We start from the raw sequence: 15,254 nt of genomic DNA, 5'->3' as shown, positions 1-15,254 counted from the left end.
GGTATGAATTTCTGTATCCAAACCTTGTATATCTGAAGCGACCTCTTCCAGCTCTCTGAGCCGCTGTGCTCTCACAACTGCGTTAGTCTCCAGATCAATATCAGCTTCAATCTCTTGCAGACTGACCAAGGATTCGAGTCGTTGTTGCCTGAGAGCGGCAATATAATCAAACAGGGTGTTACCGTTCTCGGTATCAAATAGATTTTCCTGCTCCACAAATTCAGTTAGAAGGTGTGCATTAAGTCCAGCCAGATCCAACACACGATAAAGTGGAATAGGCTCATCATTGTGGAAGAGAGTAAGGGAGCCTTTGGCTAACATTAATAAACCATCTTTTACATGTATCGGCTGACCGTTTTGTCCTTTTACCGTCAGGTCGAATCCATCGACGCGGATACTTTCGGGAGATGAAAGAATAATGTCTGGCATAGTTTTACCTGGATCTCATGAGTGACTGAGTTATCGTTAAACATCTAACTCTTAATTTTAATCCAAGTGTTTTATATGCGAGGTTATTTTGGAGGTTAAGGTATCAATCTCTTTTCTTTTCGAACGACTTGTATGGATAACTGACGAGAACGCCTATGTTCTTTGGCGAGCGACAAGTAACCTTATAAAGGTGAATTAAGGGGCGATACTCTGCCGTATCGCCCTCTTTTTTTCCGTTGTCGCCAGAAAGGCCTTTTTTAATATATTCGTTTTCATCACTTTGGATATAACCACTGCGAACGAATTTTTAGCAGCTTTCTATAAGCAAGGTCTGAGACGAATGATTTGGTAGCCTGCTTTAACTCGCCTCCGGACTGTTTGCAGTGATGGCTTTCAGAAACGCTTTGAGTGCCTCACTTTCCTGCACAGTCAGATTTAAAGGTCGTATTTTTTCCGATAGCACCGGGTAGTTGGGATCATATTTGTCCCAGCCGAAAGGCGCGTTGCTGGCCATGCCCTCTGAGTACATGGATACCACGCCATCCATAGTCGGTACGAGGCCGTTATGGAACCATGGTCCGGTGTTCATTACGTCGCGGAGTGAAGGCGTCTTAAATTTACCGACACTGGTGCTTTCACCATCAATATTGTAACGGCCGAGATCTTCATAGAATGCCTTGTAGTACGTTAAGCCAACATTCTCGAATTGATGATTGGTAAACTCAGGTCCCATATGACAATTCACACATCGTCCGTTACGTCGGTATATGTCGAGTCCCCACAATGCTTGATCAGAAAGAGCGTCAGTTTTACCGAGTGGTGCTTCTTTGACAAATTTGTCGAACTGGCTGCCATTACTCACCAAGGTGCGTTGGAATGTCGCCAGTGCTTGACCCAGTTGATCTTCAGTGATCGGTGTTTGTTGAAACGCTTTTTCAAACATTGCAGGATACTCTGCGTGTCCGTTGAGTCGCGCAACCAGACTGGACAAATCTTCTGCCATTTCCAGCGGATCCTGAATCGGCATCAGTGACTGTTGTTCAAGTGTATCTGCACGCCCGTCCCAAAATAGTGTTGGCAAGAAACCGCTATTGACCACGGTCGGTGCGTTTCGCTTCCCTCTCTGTCTGTCGTGGCCAATGGAGACCTCGAGATGATCCGTCCAGCCCTTTTGGGGATCATGACAGCTAGAACAGGAAACATCATTGTTCCGCGACAAGAAGGTATCAAAAAACAAACGCTTACCGAGTGCTGCTTTGTTCGCACTGTAAGGGTTTTCTGCTGGAAACTGAACCGCAGGCAGTATACCAAGCTCCTGATAATTGTCCGGATCATCGATAAAAGGTTCAGGCCACTTGTCTGGATGTGTCGCGTAGTCACGGCGAAGACGGCGGAAATCAGGCTTTCCGTGTTGGCCTATTGAACGGGGATCCTCTGTTGCCAGGGGTTCAAATTCTGTTGCGATCAGAAGTAATCGTGCTTTGGCAGAGGCATCAATATCTGTCACTGGTTCAAGTGATTCAGTTCGAGGTAACGAGAGAATGCCGACTTGTTGGCTATCTTTTGTTTTTACCCAGTAATCACCCGATTCAGGATTATTAAGAGATACCTGATACAAAAGTCTGTAAGCACCGCCATTGACCTCTTGATACATCAACAGGGCAAGTTCATCAGCAGTGGGAAGACGCCAATTACTTCGGCCGCATTGTTTTCCGCTATTTATCTGTGCGATCACAGCATCCAGCGAGCATTGTTGCTGTCCGCACTCTGCTGCCAGCGGGTCGCGTTGATATAAATTGCTGGTGCTGGTGATATCACTGCCATTCGGCGTCAACCAGTAAAGATAGGAAAAACGCCCATCCCTGAGGTAAAGAGTATCGCGGACCAAGCTACGCATGTCGTCCAGACAGCGCCATGGTGAATTGCTGAAACTGTCCTGTTGTTTGGCTGAGGCTAGCGGACGCCCTTTGTTGTTTAACCGTATAAAACTGGTTGCCTCATCCTGCGGTTTGTCCTGCTGATCGGGTTTGGTGGGATCGCGGAATGCGCCACTTACCAGCATGACAGAGGTAGGATTACGCTTATTCGCAAGCGACATTTTTTTACGTTCTGTGCCAAAGCTGTGCCTGTACGCGAAGTTTTCAGCATTTTTCGCAGACGCATCGGTAGCCAACCAATATTGCTCGAAACCCACACTACCAAAGAAATAGGGATCGATAGCGGGTCGGTTTCTGTCGAGAGCGAAGTCCTGTTCACTGGTGATATTACGCATTTCGTATGCGTAAGGCAGGCGCCAGTCAGATTTACCGCACCAGCTTTGGGAATTAGCCTGTTGAATTAGGGCGTCAGTATTACACGGCCCGTCTGAAACAGAACATTGTGCAGACAGGTTTGGCAATGTTGCCTCCCAGTCTTGCCACGCGAAGGTTTCGTTGTTTGGATGCAGTGGCACTACCCAAGTGATACCACGGTGAGTTTTGTTGTCGGAAACACATTGCCAGTGCTGTGCTGCTTCCGCTTGTCCGAGAGGTATTTGATGAAAACGCGGTTCCATCGCATTGACCCGAATCAACCATCGAACCGTTTTGACCTTGGCCTGCTCGATGATTTCTAGCTTGAAACGGTCTGAACCTGTTTTATTCTTCGGCGCGGTATAGGTAAGCAGCCTGTTATCTATACTCACTTTGCCCAGTAACGCGGGTTCAACGACACGTATTTGTGCATTTTTTGACAGTGAATATTGGAAGGTAAATGTACTTGCGACACTGACCTCACGTTTCGGTTTGAGATCAACGGGTTGCTGAATGTCCGGCGTTGTCGTTTTCTCGGGTGATGCGTTTTCTCCGCCACAGGCAGTGACGAAAAGGGTTGCTGCAACAAGTGCAGCAACCTTAATGGAACAGTCTTTTTTCATGGCTGGATACTGGATGTCGAAATTAAGCGGACGCGGGCAGTTTTTTCGTTAGCAACCGCACTGCTCTCAGAAAATTCAGTCTGAAAAGCAACGGCCATATGCTTGGTATCTGGATAGTAACTACTTGGTGTTGATGTCCAGTAATAACTGTCATACTCGACCACAGTATCGTCGAGTACACTACTTCTATAACCCGCTCCCAGAGTATCTGGTATCCCGTAGGAAACACGGTTAATCAATAGAGATTTCAGCTCATTTTCATTAGGCAGGCGCCAGTCATTTCTACCACATAGCGTGTTGGCATTGATATCTTTAACATACTGCTCTGCATCGCTGAAAGACATGGGCTGGTCATTATCGAGGCGTTGCCAAAGGATTTGGGTGTTAGGCATATCAGCACGGTAAAAGGTATCGCTGGTACAAGACCATTCTGCGACTTGCTGGTCTCGCAGGGCTTGGCCATAGCTGCCTATCTTGATGAATCTTGCTGTCCAGTTTTCATCTTCATCACTGTCTTTGTTGACTTCATTCTCGAGTGTTTCAGTAATACCATCTTTCGTATTGTCTGATTTGTCAGCGATGGTTTTACCGCGCACGAGAAGTGTAAAGTGAGGCTCATTGGTGGAGCGAGGCGGGATTCTTATGTCATCAAAGTCACTACTCATCCACATAACATGTGCGTCACCAACTAGCGCATTTGAGCCCTGCCAGTCATCGGAGCTGCCTTTAGCATCGTGACCATCAGGATATTGTGTGAACCTGTTAGTCCAGTATGCTTCATCATAATTAGCGTCAACATAGGGGAAAAACGCGAGATCGATTGGCGGCTGACGCTTTTTATCGTCAAACATTTTGTTATCAAGAATAGTCTTCCACTCTGCCGACGTGGGCAAGCGCCAGTCGCTATTTCCGCACAGTGCAATTTGATTGGCATAGGCTTTCAGGTTGTCGGAATTACAGTCTTTTGCCAGTCCACAGGCGGCTTGAGTGAAATCCCTGTGATTGACGATTCTATCACCCCAGTAGTACGTGGCGTCGTAAGCAAACTCACCGGCTACAGAGGGAACCTGCCAGATTAGGTCGGTACTGGCATCCTGAATACATGCCCATGGTTGATCATTGGCAGAAAGATATTGTTCATCGCCTTCCAAAAGAGAACCGTCTTCATTCATTTTAGTGAAGCGTTTTACCAATTGTTCATTGTCATCTTTGAAGTAGGGAACGGCATATCCAGACACCTTGTAGCGTTGCTTGTCGATGGAGTACGCGATGGTGAATTGGTAGTTAGCGTTTGACGCTTTTTTCGATGTTGAGATACTGGCGGTGTCGTTTTGGGTGCCTTTGGGCGATGCATCAAGAGTCATGACACCCAACTTGCTGTCGACGGACACATCACCGAAGTTGGCGGTTATGTCTGCGAGTGCCTGAGCTGTTCCAGCTTGCATTCCGGGGACAGCAAAACTGACTTTATGAGTATCAAGAATGTTGATATCACTGGGAGAAAGGCGGACGACTTGTTCTGGCTTCGTTCCATCGGAGCCTTCTTTGTCTTCGTCTTCGTCCTTGTCTTTGTCCTTGCCTCCATCTTCTTTGTCTTTGCTTTCGTCGGTTTTTGTTTCAGAATCGGTTGAAGTGTAGCTGGTGTTGTCAAAACAACCTGTCAGTAAGGCTGCTGTGATCATGAGGAATAGGTAGCGATGTTTCATACTGCTCAAAGTGGTTTGGAAAAAAGAGTCGGGATGATATTCATCGAAAAATGTAAATGCAAACCATTTCTATTTGCATTGTTATTTTGATCTAAGACCTTTTATTGGGCTTGATAGCTCTGTTTTCCAGTGTCATAAGAGCGAGCACAGTCAATCGCTAGCTCAGTGAGTTTGCTGTCGATGGGTCATTCGGCGAATATTTTTTATGGATGAATGACATTGTACTGAAAGAAAAAAAGTGCATTAACAGATCGTCATCCAATTGTTCTGACAACGAAAATATCCCACTTGTCGCTTCAGCAACTGCTTTGCTCCAAAACCGAAGGGCATTGATATTCTCGCGTAATACTCTGACCTGCCATTGTCCCGGGAAAAGCGTGATAGCCTGTTTAAAAGCAGCTTTTCCCACACCCTGGCCTTTAAATCTTCTCAGGATAAAAAATTGATCAATATCGAATAACTCTGGCCTCGCGGGATAACGGCGGATGAGAATAAAGCCTGCAAGATTGCCGTCAGCGTAGATAAAAAATGGATGATGGTCGGGCATTTTCCAATAGACGTCGAATTGTGATGAACGGGTTACATACAACCCATGGTCGTCTGGCGCGAGTCCAAGAAACTCTGACATATCATAACGATAATATTGAAAGAGATTTTCGAACACTGAGCGTGAGTGAACCGGAATCTTTTTCAGTGTGGTTTCCATCGTTGATCTCGAATTGTTGTTGTGAGGCTGGGGTGATCGACTGACATAAATAAAAGAAAAACCAGGCGTCGTAATTGAAGCGTGGACATCACATCCAAGCTGGTTTTCTTGTCGCCATTCGCTCAAGCGTATTGTTAAGGAGATGAAAAGCGTATTCCTGATTCATGAAAGGAACAGATAATGCACCGCTTGCCAGAACCAACTTTAGCTGACCAAGATGGTGAGGCTTTTGCCACACTGTTTGACTCCATTTAAGCTGTTGTAACTTATCAAGGGGTACGATGAGCTTATCAACGCCGAGCAGACCTTTGCGGATATATAAGTATTTATAATCAGAGGTATAGCCCCATCTCCACCACCTCAGTACGATTAGTGCAATGACAACAGGCGTCAATGAAGCAGCAAAGTAGATGAGTGAGCGGTCTCCTGATAGATGACTCAACCCTGAAGCCGTTAATAGGAGAGTGACAGCTATGAGAACACGGCTGAATATATACCGTTTGCTAATCCGGTTGAATGTCATATTCTCAAGCTGTTGGTCATGCCATGCCTGAGATGAGAGTGCGTTAGCTTGCTCGGTCGTCACAGAGGGAACCATTAGATTTTCGGTCTGAGATGACTGTTGTTTTTCTGAAGATCCTGCCTGTAAGAATTTTATATTGGTTCGGCCCAGAAGCATATCGAGCCAGTCTCTTTGAAAGACTATCTGTTGTAGTCGACTCAGTTTGATATTGACTTCGCTCCGGGTAAACAGCCCACTGCGTCGAATGAAGTGTTCACCCCGCCGACTTAAGGTAAAGCCATAAAAACTGACCACTGCCGCCATAATGGATAGCGTGACGAGACAGAGAAATAGCGTCAGGATAATGGAAAGGGTGTAAAAGATGATCACAGTCAGTGAGCTGTTTGAGAGGTCAAGTATCGCCGCCAGATCTATGTTCATGTATTGCAGTGCCTGACCCATTTTCGCATATATTTCTTCTGCAAATGGCCCCATAGCTCCCAGCATGATCCAGATTCGATTGCTGCTTATGCCATGAAGTATCAGATCAAATATTGAACGCTGATTGAGAATGGTCTCTGGGGCTGGTGTCGCTTGCTGTTCGATAGATTGGGCGTTTTCAACCGAGGCGATCGATGGGGAGCTACTGATTTCATCTTTCAGCTGCTCTGCATATTGCCTTGTCAGTGCGAAAAGTTTCGCTTCTTGATCACTAGAACCCGCCGTTTCGAGTTCTACGTAGACATGTTCTGTGAATCGATAATACAAAGGTTGGTTGATGGTAACGTTTTGTATTCGCTCGAAGGGAAGATCCAACACGGTTTTTTTGATGACACCAAAACGGATTTCGACACGACGGTGACTTATCCGATAGCGGTAAGATCGAAACTGAAGCCAAGAGAAAATAGAGACGAAGAAAAAAAGAACAATAACGCCGGGGACAATGATCTCAGGGTTTTGCAAAAGTCTCTGCCAACCAATGACCAAAATAGGTATCAGATAAATGAAGTTTCCGGCAACGAATTTGATACTGGATATAGCAACGTATAAAAGGGCGATTGGAGAAAGCCTCCGCCAAGGCGAACTGGCGGAGACACTGCCAACTTGGTCAACGTTATTTGTCATGTTGAGTCAGGTCTCCATGGCTTAGGATAAACTGCCGGATTTGTTTAGCTTTTTCGACCGGGAGACCGGGAATGGTAAAAGTATGTGAACTCCCGCCAGCGCTGAATACCTGTAAGCTGGCAAGCCCCGCTTTCCGCTCTATGGGGCCTCGTGTCAACTCGACATGTTGGACTCTGAGCATCGGCTGGGTTACCAGACGATGAACGAATATGCCGCTGGAGAAACTTATATCTTGTTCCCGAAGGCTAAACCTTTTTTTCTTGTCCGACATAAATCCCCAGGTTGTCATGGCAGGAATCAAAAAGGCAAAGATGGCAGTCGCAACAGAGAGGTAGCCTGTCAAATTTTCGAAAGGGGGCAGCCATCGAAATCCAATACTGGCTGCGAATAAGACAGAATATAAAATGATATTAAGCCATAGATTCACTAAAACATAACGGCTGCTCAGCGGTTCCCACACTAATGTTTCCAAAAGGGGAAGCTCATTATTTGTAACCTGATAATTTGAAGAAGTGGGGGAGTTATTCATCATTAAAAACCAGTTTAGTGTTGGCTATAGATGATTAAAACACAATCAATCTATCTTGCGCATTGGATATAACATTTCTGATGATTTTTTGATGTTTGGCTCTAAAAAGGAAGAGGTGCTGACGTAAAGAAGTTAATTCACTGACTATTGCACACTTAAGCAGTCTTATTATTTTTTGGTACACAGCACTTTGAGTAATAACATTTTTTTTCCGATACTGTCTTATCTAAAAGCTATTGCGCTCAGTTACACCCACAGTGGGGTGCCGAACTCAATCACCTCATCGTTTTTAATGACCAGTGCATCATCATCCGTGCAGAGAACCACTTGATGTCTTTTTTGCGATAGTAGTTGGAAGACCCGTTCAATTTCCTGTTGGTTTTTTTCTGCATGCGGAACAAAGAGGAAGGGAGCTAAATCGAGGGCAAACAAGTTTTGTATGCCAACCTCATTTTTGTCTCCGCACAAGGGAGCAGACTCGATAGACGGCGTCATCAACATTGCACCAGCACTGACACCAACGAAGGGTTTACCATCTCTCGCCAAGCGATTCAGCGTATCGAGCAAGCTTCGCTCTTGCAGCCAAGATAAAAAAGCAAACGTGTCGCCACCTGACAAGTGAATCAATGAAGCATTCAATGCCTGTTCAATGTCTATTTGGCTGGTGTTTGAATCGACGTAGTGGACATGGACAGCACCCAAAGCGCGATAAAATAATTCTACTGAATTGAAAAAAAAGAGGCCTGGATCAGGTTGAGATGCAAAGTAAGTCACTGAGAAAACTGTCTGATCTGATAAGGCGTCAGAAATGACAGACTGAATGGCAGCTTTTCCATGTGGTGTTGAATGATCGCTGGTTAACGCTAAATACATGTATATCCCTCTTCACCACAGACATGGCATGGTCGCGGTTACATTTTTGCGGCAAGCTTTTTCAGATGACTTTTGGCTAATTCAGTATCATCACGGCTTAGCCACTTTATACAGTCAAAAAGTTCCCAAACAATACCCTTATCACCATGTGTGTAAGCCTCAAAATCTTGATGTTTAGGCGCAGGCTGATCAGTAATTCTCTCTTTGACCATCCCTGTTTTATTAAACAATACCTTGAACGGGTGACAGAGTTCAAATGGCTCCTTGAGGTCAAGGCAATGAATTTCGATACTAGTAAAATCATGGAATATATATTTTTTGAAATAAGCATCTTCAGTATGAAAACCATCAAGGCAGTAAAAAATATCTTTCTCAGATTCAAAAGCTGAAAAGAAGGGGGCTGATTTTTTGTGGAAGCTATTTTGGGTAAATATAACAATATCAGCGTCTGAGACTCTGTCCCCTTTGCCAGCTGCGAGAGAGCCGACCAATACAGCAGCAATGACATCTGGGATATTTTCGAATGCTCTACATGCAGATTCGACAAGTTGTTGCTGAAGGGGTAAGTGGGATAAATCTATTTCTCGACTGCTCAATACTATTCCTTTGACTGTAATGACAACCTCAACCAATAATGAAGAAGTAATTTGGACGATTAAGTACCTCGTTTAACGGAGTGAATATGATTACTACATCATCCGACAGAGAAACACATAGGGGATAATTAACTGCGATACATATCAAAAAAATCATTACTATGATATTTAATATTTTATAAATAGCAGAATAAATTATTATTTTGAAAAGTGAAAATATAAAATAATATTATTTTTAGTTATTTATGTAATAAAAATCGCTAGGATTTATTGAAAGATAACCTTACTAATATATATTGAATATTTTTTAAAAATAGGTCTAAAATAATGATTAATATAAAATATTGTATGGATACATATCATGAGCAGTAGGCTGAGGAATAAATTTTATTTTTTTAATACTGGTCGAGGCAATGATTTTCTAAAACCACGCCCCGTGGGTCAGCCTATTTTTACCAACGTATAAATGATAAAACCCCTTGGGCAGAACCCTAGAGTTGATCAGTTATAATGTTGTTTGGTCAAAGATTATCATATGTTCTGAGCGACTCGCCATAACACGCCACTAGGGTCAACCAAACAGCACTCGCGCATACCCCATGGCTGTTGAATGATTTCAGTCAATGAAGTACTAAAGGACTCAGCGATTCCTGACTGCTGTAAATGCTGATGCCAACTCTCAATATCTTCAACCAGCAGATGCATCATAAAGTTGTCACTGTGGTCCGGATGATAGAAATCTTGCAATAGAAAAGAGAAATCGCCTCTTTTAAAGTAGGCAACACCGGAAACATCTGAGGCCATTTCAAAGCCCATGACCTGATAAAACTTTTTTGATACATCAAAGTTTTTTGCCGGAACGAAGGGTTTTATCTCTACGATGTTGAGATTATTCAAATTTACCTCCCTGTTGATGTCTTTTTAAATGATGTTGATCGACGGTATTTTTTCCAAGGACGTTATCAGTGTATCTCTGTGTACCTCGCACTCAACATCCAATATCTAGCTAATATCGTTTCTACGATATGCCCGACAGATTTCCTAACTATCATTGAAACAATTTATTGTTGATTGAGCCTTCTCTGCATGAACTATTGCAATGGGACTGTGAACAACAGACGTCGAGGTATGGCGACAAATATCTGCCGCCAAGGTGTTACATAATGGTGGACAGTAACGCGGGGTTTTTTACTAGGTTACGGACACCGTGCCCATATTTTTCCTTAAACACATTTCCCTCACACCATTGAGCCACCGAGTGGATATTTAGTTTGGCAACTTTAGGTCTTACGCTCCAACTGACCTGAAATGGTGAGCCTTTTTCGTTGTATCCGGGACCTGTCGTTGAGCCTGAATATTCAACTGGCTTACCCATGTTTTGCGGAATGTTTACAGCCTGTTGAAAGCCATTTTGAGTGCCGATTCGTGTGAGCTGGTTAAAGTCCATAGCCCCTTGGTCATTAACCAACACAAACACCTGCGCTTCAACCCGAAGTTGAGGGTTTTTATTCGCATCGCTGAGGCATGCGCCCAGTGTTGGCCCCGGCTCCACATGAGCGGTTGAATGCACGTAATGTACCTCAATGGTGTCTCCTGGTTTTAGCCCTCCGTGTGAGCTTGGACAAACTTCCCTATTGACTGGAGTCAGTTCTTTAGCCGTTAGGTTACCGCTATAAGTGTAACCACTCTGATAGCCCTTACCATCCCCGTTTCCCGCATAACGTGTGAACTCTCCGCCTGCATGTTCAGCATTTTTATGGAAGTGGATATTACAAAGGTTCATAGACGACGATGTCGGTGCCTGACCAAAAGTAATAGGGTTTTTTCCGACAATCGAATCGATATTGCGCGGAGACTGCGGTCCAAATCCCTTACCCATGGTATTGGAGATTAGATTTTCTCTTTGTTTGGCAATGATAGAGTCACTAACTTCGCCATGATGGGCGGCGTTTGCACTTAAAACAAAGAGCTGTGATGAGACTGCCGCCAAAAGAAAGATCGGTTTTGCTGTCATAGTTCCTCCTTATGGAATTAACGAAATTTACCTCGCGGTTGGGATGTTACACTCTACATCGGAGAAAGTTAGGCTAAAAAAAGAGACACATAAAGTCAGATAAAAAAGACATTCAGGGAGGGTGAGTGATGAACAAGACAGAAATGAGTTGAGATACAACTCGTGAAAAAGAGGTTTTGTTGGGTTTGAAGACGATTGCTAATCCTAACTTTTTTGGCTTGCTATCAGAGGGTTCCAAAAAAGCTAAGAAGGCCAATAGGCAGAAGAAGTAGCCACTGAGGCAATTTCAGGAGGCCGCGTATACCAAAAAAATTCCAGCCAACAACAATGAAGACAACTGAAAATGCCAAGTGGGTGAGAGAAAGAGCGAAGATACCGGTGTAGAGGTGTAGAAAGGAATACCAACCTACGTACAAATAGAAGATCGACGAAAACACAAGCATGACAGATACCATGTGCCAACAGGCTAACAGAGTCGCTTTCGGTACCTCATTCAAATCTGAATCCATAAAAGGACGAATAGGGTCTTTCTGTCCCGCAAAAATATGTACCAAGGAAGTCAGGGTGGCAAGGATGCCTGCGCTCAATATGAAGTAATTCATCGATATTGTCTCTCTCGTTTTCCATTAACTGTTTAATGACCGCTGAAAAGAAAACAGCTCGTACGGAACGCTAATCGATTAGGTATTTTCAGCAATATATTTTTCATATCTGTGGAAACAAAGATCAATGCCCAGACTGCAATATCATTTCCATTTTGTAATCATTCATTAAGTAGCCATGGCCTATGTCAGCACAAATCTCTCCAGATATGTTGAAGCCGATAGCTTGGTAAGCGCTGATTGACTGTGAATTGTGTCTATAAACGGTGAGAGTGATCTTATCTTTTTTGAATTCAGCGGCGATATCTTTAATAAATTGGATAGCCTTGCGACCAACCCCTTTTCCTCTAAAGGTTGATAGGACATAAAGCTTGCTGAGAAACAATGACGAGTCCTCAGGCTTTACGCTGATATAGCCAATGGGTGAATTATCATTAATGATAAGGAAGTAATAGGCTGATGCAGTCTCAACTTCCTCAGATATCGTGGCAAGAGAGTGGAAACTGTTTAACATGTAAGCAACCTGAGCTTCCCCAATGAGTGAGGTATAGTGCTCATTCCATATCGAAACTGCCAAATCATAGACCTGTGTGACTTGCTCTGAGGATTGAACTCTGTCGAAACGAATTGTCATATTCTCAACATTGCCAAAAAGTAATTTGAAGAATATTGAAACATATTTATACAGGCAGTGAGAAATAACCACGAACAAAAAAATAAATATTATGAACTGGATCCAATATTTTATATTGATAAGGGATTGTATTTTAATTATCACTAGGGGTGCGTTCAATAATCATACATAAAGTTATAGAATCAAGCTTAAAAAATAATGAACAAAAAATAACCGAATATTAAGCTGGTAGATATGTGATATCAGTTGTTGTCAATTAGTCAGAGTGATATAGAATAACGCGCGAGGTTGTGTGCTATTGACTTTTAATTTTATAAGTCATGATAATTTATATTTGATAATAAATACCCGTTTATAACATATACACTCTACTTGGCTTGGGGGCCATGAATGAATAGGAAGGTTAGTTTTTTTCTTCAGGTTGGTATTTTTTTCTTACCTATGGTTTTCAGTTGGTTCTTACTTAGAAATGGTTACAGCAAGAGAGCGCGAGCGATTGCTTTTTCTTGGTTGGCGTTTACTTTAATGGTGGGGTTACTCGGTAACGAAGGCGTTATTTATGACACTTTCATTACTATTCTTTCTTTAGGTGTTTTTATTATTCCTATCATTGCAGTTGTAAAACTCTTTCTGCGAGTAAAAAACGGTGCCACAGAAAAAACAGCCGATAGAAATGCAAAACAACCTGAGACGTTTGTCTCATCTCAAACAAGCCACGTTAATCTCTCTCATCAATCTAATAAGCCAGAGGATAACTCAGTTACTTCAGCGTCTTGGTCTGGGTCATACAGTAAGGCTGAAGAAGCCATGATTAGCGGTCTGATAGAGTTCAAAGAAACGATGGCTTTGAAACAGTTTGAGAAACTCCGTGAGAAGTTTGGTGTTTTTCTAAACATTTTAAATCATCAATTTGATAATGATGAAATGACACATGGACGCTACTTAAATTCGACTGAGCAGTTGTATCTTGGGGTCGTTGATAAATTACAACGCTACGTTTTGCTGCGAAGAAGCGTCAGCGGCATTGACCTTGATTATATTAATGAACGTCTTCAAGACCAGCATCTCCATGAAGACTCACGTAATGCTCTGGTTGAAAGATTAACACTGCACAAAAATGCGCTAACAGAGATGGACGGCATACTTGCAATCAATGAACAGGTAATGACTAGGATTGATATTGTCACAAGCAGCCTTGGGGCGATTCAAACTCGCGAGGGAGCTGGTGGTATGGATTTGGAAACGGCTCTACAGGAAATTCAAGTAATGATTGGCCGTACTGAAAAATACGATATGGCAAAATAGATGGGATTTTAAGATATGCAAACATCGACGCTAGAAAATGTTGTGAAAGAAGACGCCATGGTTCTTCCCTCGTCGAGTCAAGTGAAGAAGCAACTTCCAGACGCGCCAACTTTGGAAAATATCAACGAAGATATCAAAGCGAATGCTGATCAGTGGATTGATAATGTATTTTCTATTGGTACCCGTGAATTGGAAAGCCAGTTAGAAGTTACTAATAGCGTCAAATCTCTTGGTAATGACATTGAATTGAGCCTGGCTCAACAGTCTAAATTATTGCAAGGTCCGATCAGCGAGTTGATGGCAGACACCGAGAATGGTGGTGACGTTGCCCAAGATTTGTTGAAGATGGAAGATACTGCACGAAGTATTGACCCAAATGGCTTTGACTTTTCTAGTGTTTCTGGCGTTCGCCGTTTTATGGCTGTACTGGGGCTTCCGACGCCGCTTCAAAACTGGATTGCGAAATATCAGTCAACTGACTCGGTGCTAAAGAGCATCGTGACAGGCTTGGAGCAAGGTAAAGCAAAGCTGGAACGCGATAATGTAACTTTGAAAGAAGACCAGATTCGCTATCGTCATTTGTTATTTAAGCTAGATGACTACATCTCATTTGCCGAATATATCGATAAAAACATCGAAGAGCGGATAGAACAAGTTCAGGATCCAGAACAACAGCGCTTTCTGAAAGACGAGGTTCATTTTCCGGTTCGCCAAAGACTGAGTGATCTGATCACATCTAAGGGTGTTTATCAGCAAGCCTGGGTCGTTTCTGAGGTATTAATTAAAACCAACGAAGAGCTGATGCGTGGGGTTGATCGAGCTATTAAGCATACTATGGTAGCACTTGGTATCGCTGCAACACTCGCTATCGCGTTGGCGCGCCAAAAGAAAATCTTAACAGCTCTGCAATCGTCGAAAGAGCTGACAGAAAAAATGATTGTTGATGTTGCAGATAAATTAGAAACACAGGGTGTCCAGGTACTTGCTCTAGCATCTGATCCATTTATTCAAGTGGAAGTCATGAAGGTCGCGTTTACAAAAAGTCTTAACGCGCTGGAAAATGTCAGTAAGTATCGTAGCGAAGCCCTTGAAACAATGAAAACAGGTTGTTCTGAACTCAAGCAAATGACGTCTGAGATGGACAAGAATATTGCTCGGGTTGAGAAGGGACATAAAACCCGTGAACAGTTTAAGATGATTCTTGATTAAACGATAGATATCTGACGAAACAATTACCTGCTTTTATTACAAGTACGAGCTAGTGTCAGGTTCTAAACCGATAACCCCAACGCCTATTTTGAGGCTTTGGGGTTATTTTT

14 protein-coding genes are annotated in these 15,254 nt (G+C 43.2%); 2 read left to right on the top strand and 12 right to left on the bottom strand.

The window, feature by feature from the left end:
- The 12 genes from A8L45_RS03705 to A8L45_RS03650 form a co-directional block, all read right to left on the bottom strand.
- On the bottom strand, positions 1-429 hold a 429-nt coding region (locus A8L45_RS03705; protein ID WP_139122295.1), incomplete at its 3' end, for a hypothetical protein.
- A 358-nt stretch (positions 430-787) separates the two neighbouring features.
- The gene (locus tag A8L45_RS03700) at positions 788-3,343 is read right to left on the bottom strand and encodes a cytochrome c peroxidase (protein ID WP_068899315.1); all 2,556 of its coding nucleotides are present in this window, start codon (positions 3,341-3,343) and stop codon (positions 788-790) included.
- On the bottom strand, positions 3,340-5,049 hold the full coding sequence (locus A8L45_RS03695; protein WP_068899312.1) for an Lcl C-terminal domain-containing protein: 1,710 nt from the start codon (positions 5,047-5,049) through the stop codon (positions 3,340-3,342). Before A8L45_RS03695 ends, A8L45_RS03700 begins: the two co-directional genes overlap by 4 nt.
- 157 nt (positions 5,050-5,206) lie before the next feature.
- Positions 5,207-5,755, bottom strand: coding sequence for a GNAT family N-acetyltransferase (locus A8L45_RS03690; protein ID WP_068899310.1), 549 nt, complete (start codon positions 5,753-5,755; stop codon positions 5,207-5,209).
- 88 nt (positions 5,756-5,843) lie between these two features.
- Positions 5,844-7,382 (bottom strand): PH domain-containing protein, encoded by a 1,539-nt coding sequence (locus A8L45_RS03685; protein ID WP_068899308.1) that lies wholly within the window; start codon positions 7,380-7,382, stop codon positions 5,844-5,846.
- Positions 7,372-7,842, bottom strand: coding sequence for a PH domain-containing protein (locus A8L45_RS03680; RefSeq protein WP_217492115.1), 471 nt, complete (start codon positions 7,840-7,842; stop codon positions 7,372-7,374). The genes A8L45_RS03685 and A8L45_RS03680 overlap by 11 nt, the downstream gene beginning before the upstream one ends.
- A gap of 315 nt (positions 7,843-8,157) precedes the next feature.
- On the bottom strand, positions 8,158-8,784 hold the full coding sequence (locus A8L45_RS03675) for a Type 1 glutamine amidotransferase-like domain-containing protein (protein ID WP_068899304.1): 627 nt from the start codon (positions 8,782-8,784) through the stop codon (positions 8,158-8,160).
- Between the two features lie 38 nt (positions 8,785-8,822).
- Positions 8,823-9,380: a nucleotidyltransferase domain-containing protein gene (locus A8L45_RS03670; protein ID WP_068899302.1), complete on the bottom strand. Its 558-nt coding sequence runs from the start codon at positions 9,378-9,380 to the stop codon at positions 8,823-8,825.
- A 531-nt stretch (positions 9,381-9,911) separates the two neighbouring features.
- Positions 9,912-10,277 carry a VOC family protein gene (locus A8L45_RS03665; protein ID WP_068899300.1) on the bottom strand — a complete coding sequence of 122 codons (366 nt, stop codon included), beginning with the start codon at positions 10,275-10,277 and terminating at the stop codon, positions 9,912-9,914.
- Between the two features lie 259 nt (positions 10,278-10,536).
- Entirely contained in the window at positions 10,537-11,394 is an 858-nt protein-coding gene (locus A8L45_RS03660) for a delta-class carbonic anhydrase (RefSeq protein WP_068899298.1), read from the bottom strand.
- Positions 11,395-11,618: 224 nt separating this feature from the next.
- Complete coding sequence (locus tag A8L45_RS03655) at positions 11,619-11,996, bottom strand: hypothetical protein (protein ID WP_068899296.1); 378 nt, start codon at positions 11,994-11,996, stop codon at positions 11,619-11,621.
- A 124-nt stretch (positions 11,997-12,120) separates the two neighbouring features.
- A complete protein-coding gene (locus A8L45_RS03650) occupies positions 12,121-12,630 on the bottom strand; it encodes a GNAT family N-acetyltransferase (RefSeq protein ID WP_068899294.1) in 510 nt (169 codons plus the stop codon).
- Positions 12,631-13,020: 390 nt separating this feature from the next.
- Here A8L45_RS03650 and A8L45_RS03645 point away from each other — a divergent pair, with 390 nt between their 5' ends.
- Positions 13,021-13,935: a hypothetical protein gene (locus tag A8L45_RS03645; protein ID WP_068899293.1), complete on the top strand. Its 915-nt coding sequence runs from the start codon at positions 13,021-13,023 to the stop codon at positions 13,933-13,935.
- Between the two features lie 15 nt (positions 13,936-13,950).
- Positions 13,951-15,144 (top strand): toxic anion resistance protein, encoded by a 1,194-nt coding sequence (locus A8L45_RS03640; protein WP_068899291.1) that lies wholly within the window; start codon positions 13,951-13,953, stop codon positions 15,142-15,144.
- Positions 15,145-15,254 lie beyond the last annotated feature (110 nt).

The sequence above is a fragment of the Veronia pacifica genome, from assembly GCF_001707825.1.
Lineage (GTDB): Bacteria > Pseudomonadota > Gammaproteobacteria > Enterobacterales > Vibrionaceae > Veronia > Veronia pacifica.
The sequence above is the reverse complement of the archived record's forward strand: the minus strand, read 5'-3'. Positions and strand labels throughout refer to the sequence as shown.